Below are 9,876 nucleotides of genomic sequence, written 5' to 3' on the forward strand. Positions count from 1 at the left end.
AAGGTGGCCCGCAGCTCGAATTCTTCATCAACACCAAGGCCTACCAGGCGTTGTCGTCCGAGAACAAAGCCATCGTGGATGCCGCTGCCGCCTACGCGCACCAGGAGGTACAGGCCAAGTACGACGCCAGGAACCCTACAGCGCTTAAGCAACTCGTCGCCTCTGGAACCAAAGTTCTGCCCTTCCCCAAGGACATCATGGACCGTGCGTTCAAGGAGTCCATGGACCTGTACGCCGAGTTGAGCGCCAAGAACTCGAACTGGAAGAAAATCTACGAAGATTTGGCGGCCTTTCGCAAGGACCAGAATCTGTGGTTCCGCTTCACTGAAGCGCGCTTTGACAGCTTCATGCAGGCGCAAAAGCTGTAAACAGGCGTTTGCTCCCGGTTCATCAAAAGCCCCGCTCGCGGGTAATGCCAGTCAGTTAAGGACTTGGCAGCCGAGGTAGGGTAAAAAAGGGACGTGTTCATCACGTCCCTTTTTTTATGGTGCGCCCGGCAGGGCGCACTTACTCGGAGGTGAAAGTCCTCTACGGACCCGGCAAGGGGAACCGTTAGCCGAACGGCAAGGGTGTCGCGGGCGACTGCGAATCTGGAGGAAGCCGAAGGCAAAGCGCTGGCCTGATGAACAAGAAGCGGATAGGAGGCGACGTTGTGGGGTGAGCAGCCCATTATCTGCAAAGCCCAATACTTGCACGGAACGCAACGGCGTATATCCGACAGGCATAAGCGTGAAGGTAGGTGCGCAATACCCGGGGAGATCTGCATGCGTGCCTTGTGCTACTGCCACCCTGAGGTGTCGGGATGCGCATGCAGAAGTCAGCAGAGGGCATAGTAGGTCGGGGACAGGCGGTGAGCCAGAAAGAGCCCGGACTGAAGGCCCGAACATTGAGCAACGCGAGTAGGACATACGACCTCGATGCAAATCGGTGAAGCAACAAAGCAGGAAACTGCTACCCGAACGGAAAGAGACGAACGGAATTCGTCAATGGCCGGGCTGGGTGCCGAGATGGGCACGGCGGCGCATGGGCGAACGAAAGCGGAGGGACTGCGGCAGATGGACGCCGTGGTCGAACGGAGCAACCTGTGGCGAGCGTATGAGCGGGTCATGCGCAACAAAGGCGCAGCAGGAGTCGATGGACTCACTGTGTTCGAGTTCAAGGCATGGCTGCAACAGCACTGGCCAAGCGTCAAGGCAGCACTGCTGGCAGGAAATTACATGCCGGCGGCGATTCGCAAAGTGGAAATACCCAAGCCCAATGGCGGGGTACGCACACTGGGCATCCCGACGGTATCGGATCGTCTGATCCAGCAGGCGCTGCTGCAAGTTCTGCAACCAGAATTCGAGCCCACATTCTCCGAGCATAGCTACGGGTTTCGACCTGGGCGCAATGCGTGGCAAGCCGTGCAAAGAGCGCAGGGCTATATCCGGGAAGGCCGCCGTTGGGTGGTCGACCTCGATTTGGAGAAATTCTTTGACCGGGTCAACCACGACATTTTGATGTCACGGGTAGCCCGCGGAATCAAAGATGAGCGGGTATTGAAACTGATCCGGCGCTACCTGCGAGTGGGCATGATGTCAGAGGGAATTGTCAGTGCGAGGGATAAGGGAACGCCGCAAGGCGGGCCGCTGTCGCCACTGCTGTCGAACATCCTGCTGACGGACCTGGACCGTGAGTTGGAGCGCCGGGGACACCGATTCTGCCGCTATGCTGATGACTGCAATATATACGTCAAAAGCGAAGTGGCAGGGCAGCACGCGATGCAGGCGATCACCGATTACCTGGAGCGCAAATTGAAGCTTCAGGTGAATCGGGACAAAAGCGCCGTGGCGCAGCCTTGGCAACGGAAGTTTTTGGGTTACAGCGTCACGCGGCATGAACAAGCCCGTCTCAAGATTGCGGATAGTAGTCTGAAGCGATTGAAAGACCGGGTGCGTGCGATCGTTGTCGGGAATGCCTCGCGCAATCTCGGTAAAGCGGTCGAAGCGCTCAATCCGGTGCTGCGGGGCTGGACATCGTACTTTCGGCTGACCGAGGTAAAAGGTGTGTTGCAGGAGCTGGACGGGTGGATTCGGCGCAAACTGCGCTGCCTGCTATGGCGGCAATGGAAACGCCCGGCCACACGTAACAAGCGACTACAGGAGAGAGGTTTGGGTGAGACGCGAGCATGGAGATCGGCAAGCAACGGACGCGGTCCTTGGTGGAACGCCGGAGCGAGCCACATGAACGCGGCCTATCCCAAACGCTTCTTTGACGGGCTAGGGTTGGTTTCGTTGCTGGACACCCAGCGACGCTTCCAGCGTGTTTAATGAACCGCCGTATGCGGAACCGCACGTACGGTGGTGTGAGAGGGCGACGGGGGCAACTCCGTCCCCTACTCGATAAATTTCAAGTAGAACTATCGCAAACGTTGGGCAAAACACTGGCGTGTTTAGACGGGTTGAGCGGGCTCATTGACCTGTCGTGGATTCACCAAGCCCTGGATGCCACGGGCAAACCCTCCAGCCGCATCGAAATCTTGTGGCGAAAAATCAAACGGCTCCGGCCGGGGGAAACCCTTTTTTCCGTGTCAGGCCCTCATCCTCCATAATCAAAGGGCGTTGATACAAGCGGCCCCGCACGCGCTGGTACTGAATCTGAGCACTACGCGTCGCAGCGGGGCAGCCTCTTCAGAGACCTTCCCCAACCTGCTTTTCTGAAGGAAATCTTTTCGCATGCCCCACAGTGTTTCCCTGATCAGCACCATTGCCGCCGGCTTGGGCCTGGCGTTGATTTTTGGCTTTTTTGCTGTGCGGCTGCGCTTGCCTGCACTGGTCGGTTATTTGTTGGCGGGCGTGATCATCGGTCCTTTCACGCCGGGTTTTGTGGCCGATGCCGCAATCGCCAGTCAGCTTGCTGAAATTGGCGTGATGCTGCTGATGTTTGGCGTGGGACTTCATTTTTCACTGGACGATTTGCTGGCGGTGCGCAAGATCGCCGTACCGGGCGCCGTGGTGCAAATGGCCGTGGCCACCGCGCTGGGCATGGGGCTGGCGCATTGGTGGGGGTGGAATTTGGGGGGCGCGCTGGTGTTCGGGCTTTCGCTCTCGGTGGCCAGCACCGTGGTGCTGCTGCGCGCCCTTGAAAGCCAGGGCATTGTGGACTCCTTCAATGGCCGCATTGCCGTGGGGTGGTTGATTGTTGAAGACCTCGCGATGGTGCTGGTACTGGTGCTGCTGCCGCCGCTGGGGACCTGGCTTTCGGGTGAAGCGGACGCAGACGTGGACGTGCTGTGGAAAACCCTGGGCTTCACCTTGCTGCAGGTGGGCGGTTTTGTGGCCCTGATGCTGATGGTGGGCCGGCGGTTTTTCCCCTGGGTGCTCTGGCAGGTGCAGCGCACGGGTTCCCGCGAGCTGTTTACCTTGTGCGTGGTGGCGGCCGCCGTCAGCATCGCCTTTGGTGCGACAGCGCTGTTTGGCGTGTCGTTTGCGCTGGGGGCCTTTTTTGCAGGCATGGTGATGCGCGAGTCCGAGTTCAGCCGTCGCGCCGCTGAGGAGTCACTGCCGCTACGCGACGCGTTTGCCGTGCTGTTTTTTGTCTCTGTGGGCATGTTGTTTGACCCTTGGGTGCTGTTTGAGCGACCGCTCCAGGTGCTGGCGGTGGTCGGCATCATCATTGTCGGCAAAACGCTGGCCGCGGGACTGCTTGTCATGGCGTTTCGTTACCCCTTGAACACCGCCCTCACGGTGTCGGCCAGTCTGGCACAAATCGGTGAGTTCTCGTTCATTCTGGTGGGGCTGGGCGCGTCGCTGGGCCTGCTGCCGCCAGAAGGGCAAAGCCTGGTGGTGGCTGGCGCATTGATCTCGATTGCGCTCAATCCGCTCTTCTTTAGGGCGGTTGAGCCTTTGCAGCAGTGGATACTGGCCCGGTCGGCGCTGGCCCGCAGGATGGAGGCGCGTGACGAGCCTACAGCCGCGCTGCCCGTCACCACGGACGCTAGGTATCTTTCGCGTCATGTGGTTCTGGTCGGCTATGGCCGGGTCGGGCGGCGCATCGCAGCGGCGCTCACGGCCAATGGCATCCCTTTTGTTGTGGCCGAGAAAAACCGGGAGACGGTGGAGCGGCTGCGGGCCAAGGGCATGCCTGCGGTATCGGGCGATGCGTCAGAGGCGGAGGTGCTGATTCAGGCGCATATTGCCGAAGCCAGAATGCTGGTCATCGCTACGCCCGACACGCTGGATGTGCGGCAAATGATTGCCATAGCGCGTACGCTCAATCCGCCCATCGAAACCGTGGTGCGTACCCACAACGAGGCTGAAGCCAAATTGCTGGACCAGGAAAATGCAGGCAAGGTCTTTCTGGGTGAGCAGGAGTTGGCGCAGTCCATGATCCGTCACGTGCTGGAGCGCGCAGCAGCTGCTCCCGCGCAGTAGCAGGGCGCTTGGCCGCGCGCGTAGTCAGGTTGAGCGCAGCGGTGGCAAGCGGTCATTGCCCACGGAAAAAGTGGGTGAGCCAAAAGCCTCGTGCCGCACGGCAGGCGTCAAACGCCGCCTGCCGCTGTGGAAAAATCTCGCGGTGCCCTCACACACAGAAATACGGACAGGTTCCGGAAGACGGACGACAGGGTTACTCCAGATCTTCAATGACCAGCATGTGGTATTTCTGTGCGTAGGAGAAAGGTACTTGGCGCACCACCGCCATGATGCGCTCTGTGGCCTCCCTGGATGGCACGGGAATCATCAATGCATGGTGGCCTTCTCGCGCCAGGTCTACGTATTTACGGACGGTAGCCCCTTCGGTGCCCACGCTGGGCAGCGCCACATCCGATTGGTCGTCTGCCTGGCCGATTTGCTCCAGGATGGTCGCCGGTGTCAGCAGCATGATGCCGTCGTTGTCCGCCTCCAGTTCGCGCGCTACCTGCGTGGCGTCCTTGACATCGGGGAACATGATGAAGGCATAGCCTGTCGGGTAAAAAACACCGCCCAAGCTCAACATTTTCGGGGTCAGTTCAAAGTTTTTCATGCGAATCCTTTCTTGCGTTACCTGCTCATTTACGCGCAGAAACCGGTCACCTGCAGTCGGATATCGCACTCTCTTTCTGTAAGACGCTGGCGCTAAATTCATTCATGCAGTGCACGCCGCAGCCTTGAACGACTCAAGGCAACTCTTCGAGCTTGAGGATGGGCTCGGCGATCACCCGCACCGTGCTTTGAAGGCCGTCCAGGACCTGGTTGGCAAAGAAGCTGCTCTGGGTGTCGGGCTCCAGCGCGGCAAACACCAGGTTGCCCAAGGGCTGGTTCAGCGGTACGTAATAGCTGCCGCGCGGCACATCCACCACACCGCGCGTGAGGCCGACTTGCACCTGCACGATCGACTTGCTGCCCGCGATCGTGCCGCGCACATCCTGACGCGCGGCTGCTGCGCGTGCGGTTTCGCTGTAGCTGTCCCCCAGAAGCGAGCCGGATTCTGCCAGGCGCATCACCTGCACGCCGTGCAGCCGCAGCCGCTCTGCGGCCGTGCTGGACCCTGCGGACAGCCAGTAGCCGCAGGGGCGGGGTCGCGCCTTGATGCTGCGCAGCGCAAGCGCGGAATCCCAGTCCACGGTGATGGGTTTGTCGGCACCGCTTACCGGATCCAGCATGACCAGTTCGTATTGGGCGGCTGTCGGTGCTGACTCCACAATGGCTTCTTCCCTGCAGGCCAGCGCGCTGATTTCCTTGTCGATGTAGGGGCGCAACTGGCCGAGTTCGCTGGCGCGTTGCGCTGTGCTGGCCAGCACGCTGGTGAGGGCCGTGACCTGGGTATGCACGCGCCGCTGAATATGCAAGCGGCCAAGGCCCACGCCGCGCGTTTCAATCAGCAGGCTGACGGCATTTTTAAGTCCATTCACGTTGCGGCCGGTGTCAGGCCTGGTGCCGCCCATGGATACTTTTTTGTCGGCCAGATCCGTCGAGGTCGTGTAATACCACTCCGTACTGAGGCCTTGGGTCTTCAGCGCGGCCAGCAATGGGCGTCGGTACCATTCTTCGGCCGCCTTGGTCAAAAACTCCGGCAGGTTGGCCGTGGTGGCGTATTGCAGCAAGGCGTCGTACTTTTGCACAGCGCCGAATTTCTCAAGAAAGCGGCCGGCCGCGGTGTATTCGTGGGCGTCGGCCACCACCGTGGGTTGATAGTCGCGCATGAGCCTGGCCAGCGCCTGGGCCTCGGGCGTGTTGAGCAGCAAATGGTCGCGGTTCATGTCCAGCCCGCCGGTGGTGGCGCGCTGGTTGCTGGCTGCGCCATCAGGATTGGCGCGTGGAACAATTACCACATTGATGCGTTCCAGCACGGGCTGCAGCAGCCCTTGTGCAAGCTCCCTGGCCACCACCAGCAGCGCTTCGCTGCCCGCCGGTTCGTCGCCGTGCTGCTGCCCCACCAGCAGCACTGTCGGCCGTCCGGTAGCCAGCAGGGCGGCCGGGTCGGTGCCGGTGGCGCGTGCCAGCACCAGTGCCTGCAGAGTTTCGCCGCGCTGGGACCGCCCTATAGGCAACACAGCGGCGCTGACGCCCGGCGAACGCGATGCGGAGGCCGCCTGATCGCGCAGCCAGGCCTCGATTTCGGCCTGCGTCGTGAAGCTGGTGCGCTGGGCTTGCAGGCCGGGGGTGTTGTACACCACCGAAGGCGCCGGGAAACGGGCCGCAACCGCCGCACTGTAGGGCGCGGGCTGAGCAACGGGTGCCGGTGCGATGGCCGCGGGCGGCGCCACGGGCAATGTTTGCACGGCGGGGGCCGGCGCGCTTGGCGCGGGACGGGGCGCAGGCGGCGTCCAGGGTGGAAGCGGTACTGATGCGGTGCAGGCGGCCAGCAGCACCGCCGGGGCCAGCATGGCAAGCGCCTGGGCTCGTCTGGAAAAAATAGATTGGCCGGAGGCGGCCGTGGTTCGGGAGAGCGGCATGTGTGTCATCTTTTTTCCTGCGTCCCAGGCATGTTCGCCGGGGGGTCAAGCGCTTATGTTACCTGCCCCTCGGGGCTGGCCGCGTAGTCGTTCGGCTTGCCGGCGGGCCAGCGATGAAGCTGGCGGCCTGGGCAGGACCCGCTTTCTGGGAAAATGGCGTCATGTCCGTTTCACATTCCCCCGCGCCCGTGCCTGGCGCTGCTTCAAACCCCCCAATGAATCCCTGGCGCCTGAGCGTGGCGCCCATGATGGACTGGACCGACAGGCACTGCCGCTACTTTCACCGCCTGTTGTCGCGCCATGCGTTGCTGTATACCGAAATGGTCACGACCGGCGCGCTGGTTCACGGCGATGTGGCGCGCCACCTGCGCTTCAATGTGGAGGAGCATCCGGTGGCGCTGCAGTTGGGGGGCAGCGAAGCGGCCGATCTGGCCCATTGCGCCCGCCTGGGCGCGCAGTGGGGCTATGAAGAGATCAACCTCAATTGCGGCTGCCCGAGCGAGCGCGTGCAGCGCGGTGCCTTTGGCGCCTGCCTGATGAACGAGCCGCAACTGGTGGCCGACTGCGTCAAAGCGATGGTGGACGTGGTGACCGTGCCGGTCACGGTGAAGCACCGCATCGGTATCGACAAGCGCGAGTGCTATGAGTTCGTGCGCGATTTTGTGGGTACGGTCAGCGAAGCGGGCTGCCAGACCTTTGTGGTCCATGCCCGCAACGCCTGGCTCAAGGGGCTGAGCCCCAAGGAGAACCGCGAAGTGCCGCCGCTGCGCTACGAGCTGGTGCACCGCCTGAAGCAGGATTTTCCCGAGTTGACGATTTGCATCAACGGAGGCATCACGACCAGCGAACAGGTGGCAGAGCAACTGCGTGTGCTTGACGGTGTGATGGTTGGCCGCGAGGCATATCACAACCCGTGGTGGCTGGCCTCGTGGGATGCCGATTTTTTTGACGCTGCGCCCCAAGGCGAGATGACGCGCGAAGCCATTGAAGAGCAGATGGTGACCTATATGGAGCGCGAAGCTGCAAGGGAGGCAACGCCCTGGGCCACGATCGCCCGCCACATGCTGGGGCTCAGGCACGGACAGCCTGGCGCACGCCGCTGGCGCCAGGTCTGGAGCGATCACAAGCTCAAGACGCTACCGCCGCGCGAGGTGATGGCGCTGGCGCAAGCGGCCGTGCGCGATGCGGCTCAGCCTTCTGATGAGCGGATGTTTCCTGTTTTTTAAGAAAAATAGGGCTCTAGCCCTTATGCACCGTGCATAAGTAGCTATTAAAAGTATAGTGGTTTGAAGCGCTGATGCGCGCGCCCGTGCGCCGCAGCTTCAGCCTGCGGCTTCCAGCCCGTTGCTGAAATGCTCGCGCATGCGCTGCGCAGCGGCGTCGCCATCGCGCGCAGCCAGCGCGGCCATGAGGGCGCGGTGCTCGACCAGCGACTCGTCGAGGCGGCCGCTCTTGAGCAGCGAGTTGTGGCGGTTGAGCTTCATCACCTTGCGCAGGTCGGCCACCATCTGGTCGCGCCAGCGGTTGTTGGCAATTTCCAGCAGCCGCATGTGAAAGGCTTCATTGATTTCAAAAAAGCGTGCCCGCTGGGCCACCGCTTTTTCGAGTTCGTTGTGCAGGCCCTGCAACTCTTTAAGCTGGGCCTCGGTCGCCTTGCTGGCCACCACGGCGGCGGCGTCACTTTCCAGCAGGGCCAGCAGGTGATAGACATCGGCCAAGTCGGTATCGGACACCTCGGTCACGTAGGCGCCGCGCCGCACCTTCATGGTGACCAGTCCTTCGGTGGCCAGCACCTTCAGGGCCTCACGCAGGGGCGTGCGGCTGATGCCGTATTCCTCGGCCAGCTTGAGCTCGTCGATCCAGCTGCCTGGCGCAAGTTCGCGGTTAAAAATACGCTGGCGCAAAAGCTCAGCCACATCCTGGTAGAGCGCGCGGGGAGATAAAGAAAGTTCAGCCATGGGTGAAATTGTAAGCTCGGCGGAATATTGTTAATCAATAATTATAAATAATGTAAACTCCAATTTACCGCATGCAAAACCCTGTCTGCACAGCCTGCGCCCGCCTCCCCAACGCCCGGACACGCTGCCCAGCGCAACAAAAACTGCCGATCACACCATGAGCTCAAAGCCTTCTGAATTCAACGCGTCCAACCTGGAAGCCTGGGCCAAGGCGGCCGCCAAATCAGCGCCGGGCGGCGACGTCCATGCCCTGAACTGGCAAACGCCCGATGGCATCAGTGTCAAGCCCCTGTACACGGCCGAAGACATCAAGGACCTGCCTTACACCAACACCCTGCCGGGATTCGAGCCCTTCATTCGCGGGCCGCAAGCCACCATGTATGCGGTGCGCCCGTGGACGATTCGCCAGTATGCCGGGTTTTCAACCGCTGAAGAGTCCAACGCGTTTTACCGCAAGGCGCTGGCCGCCGGCGGGCAGGGCGTGTCGGTGGCGTTTGACCTGGCCACGCACCGCGGCTATGACAGCGACCATCCGCGCGTGACCGGCGACGTCGGCAAAGCCGGCGTGGCGATTGACAGCGTCGAGGACATGAAAATCCTGTTCGACCAGATTCCGCTCGACAAGGTCAGCGTGTCCATGACCATGAACGGTGCCGTGCTGCCCGTGCTGGCGGGCTATGTGGTCGCCGCTGAAGAGCAGGGCGTTAGCCAGGACCAACTGAGCGGAACCATCCAGAACGACATCCTCAAGGAGTTCATGGTCCGCAACACCTACATTTATCCGCCGCTGCCCAGCATCCGCATCATTGGCGACATCATCGAATACACGGCGCAAAACATGCCGAAGTTCAACTCGATCTCGATCAGCGGCTACCACATGCAGGAAGCCGGCGCGAATCAGGCGCTGGAGCTGGCCTTCACGCTGGCGGACGGCAAGGAATACGTCAAGACCGCGCTGGGCAAGGGCCTGGACGTTGACGGCTTTGCCGGACGCCTGAGCTTTTT

7 protein-coding genes and 1 pseudogene are annotated in these 9,876 nt (G+C 61.5%); 5 read left to right on the forward strand and 3 right to left on the reverse strand.

Annotation, left to right across the window (positions count from 1 at the left end):
• The 3 genes and pseudogenes from Q8K05_RS09795 to ybaL all read left to right on the forward strand — a co-directional run.
• Window positions 1–368, forward strand: a pseudogene (locus tag Q8K05_RS09795) (ABC transporter substrate-binding protein); the annotation flags it as partial.
• 549 nt (window positions 369–917) lie between these two features.
• Window positions 918–2,309, forward strand: a complete 1,392-nt coding sequence (gene ltrA, locus Q8K05_RS09800) for a group II intron reverse transcriptase/maturase (protein WP_305246443.1) — start codon at window positions 918–920, stop codon at window positions 2,307–2,309.
• 405 nt (window positions 2,310–2,714) lie between these two features.
• On the forward strand, window positions 2,715–4,412 hold the full coding sequence (ybaL, locus tag Q8K05_RS09805; protein ID WP_305246444.1) for a YbaL family putative K(+) efflux transporter: 1,698 nt from the start codon (window positions 2,715–2,717) through the stop codon (window positions 4,410–4,412).
• A gap of 193 nt (window positions 4,413–4,605) precedes the next feature.
• Here ybaL and Q8K05_RS09810 read toward each other — a convergent pair whose 3' ends face one another.
• Together Q8K05_RS09810 and Q8K05_RS09815 are read right to left on the reverse strand one after the other, a co-directional pair.
• Entirely contained in the window at window positions 4,606–5,001 is a 396-nt protein-coding gene (locus Q8K05_RS09810; protein ID WP_305246445.1) for an RNA-binding protein, read from the reverse strand.
• A gap of 133 nt (window positions 5,002–5,134) precedes the next feature.
• Complete coding sequence (locus Q8K05_RS09815; protein WP_370868819.1) at window positions 5,135–6,922, reverse strand: M14 family metallopeptidase; 1,788 nt, start codon at window positions 6,920–6,922, stop codon at window positions 5,135–5,137.
• A 206-nt stretch (window positions 6,923–7,128) separates the two neighbouring features.
• Here Q8K05_RS09815 and dusA point away from each other — a divergent pair, with 206 nt between their 5' ends.
• Entirely contained in the window at window positions 7,129–8,139 is a 1,011-nt protein-coding gene (dusA, locus tag Q8K05_RS09820) for a tRNA dihydrouridine(20/20a) synthase DusA (protein WP_305246447.1), read from the forward strand.
• 96 nt (window positions 8,140–8,235) lie between these two features.
• Here dusA and Q8K05_RS09825 read toward each other — a convergent pair whose 3' ends face one another.
• Window positions 8,236–8,871 (reverse strand): GntR family transcriptional regulator, encoded by a 636-nt coding sequence (locus Q8K05_RS09825; RefSeq protein ID WP_305246448.1) that lies wholly within the window; start codon window positions 8,869–8,871, stop codon window positions 8,236–8,238.
• A gap of 157 nt (window positions 8,872–9,028) precedes the next feature.
• Here Q8K05_RS09825 and Q8K05_RS09830 point away from each other — a divergent pair.
• On the forward strand, window positions 9,029–9,876 hold an 848-nt coding region (locus Q8K05_RS09830; protein WP_305246449.1), incomplete at its 3' end, for a methylmalonyl-CoA mutase family protein.

This window comes from Polaromonas sp. (genome assembly GCF_030682935.1).
GTDB lineage: Bacteria > Pseudomonadota > Gammaproteobacteria > Burkholderiales > Burkholderiaceae_C > Polaromonas.

Coding starts and splice junctions, on each gene's coding strand:
- Q8K05_RS09825 (WP_305246448.1), bottom strand. CDS start 8,871: ATGGCTGAACTTTCTTTATCTCCCCGCGCGCTCTACCAGGATGTGGCT.
- ybaL (WP_305246444.1), top strand. CDS start 2,715: ATGCCCCACAGTGTTTCCCTGATCAGCACCATTGCCGCCGGCTTGGGC.
- Q8K05_RS09810 (WP_305246445.1), bottom strand. CDS start 5,001: ATGAAAAACTTTGAACTGACCCCGAAAATGTTGAGCTTGGGCGGTGTT.
- dusA (WP_305246447.1), top strand. CDS start 7,129: ATGAATCCCTGGCGCCTGAGCGTGGCGCCCATGATGGACTGGACCGAC.
- Q8K05_RS09815 (WP_370868819.1), bottom strand. CDS start 6,922: ATGACACACATGCCGCTCTCCCGAACCACGGCCGCCTCCGGCCAATCT.
- ltrA (WP_305246443.1), top strand. CDS start 918: ATGCAAATCGGTGAAGCAACAAAGCAGGAAACTGCTACCCGAACGGAA.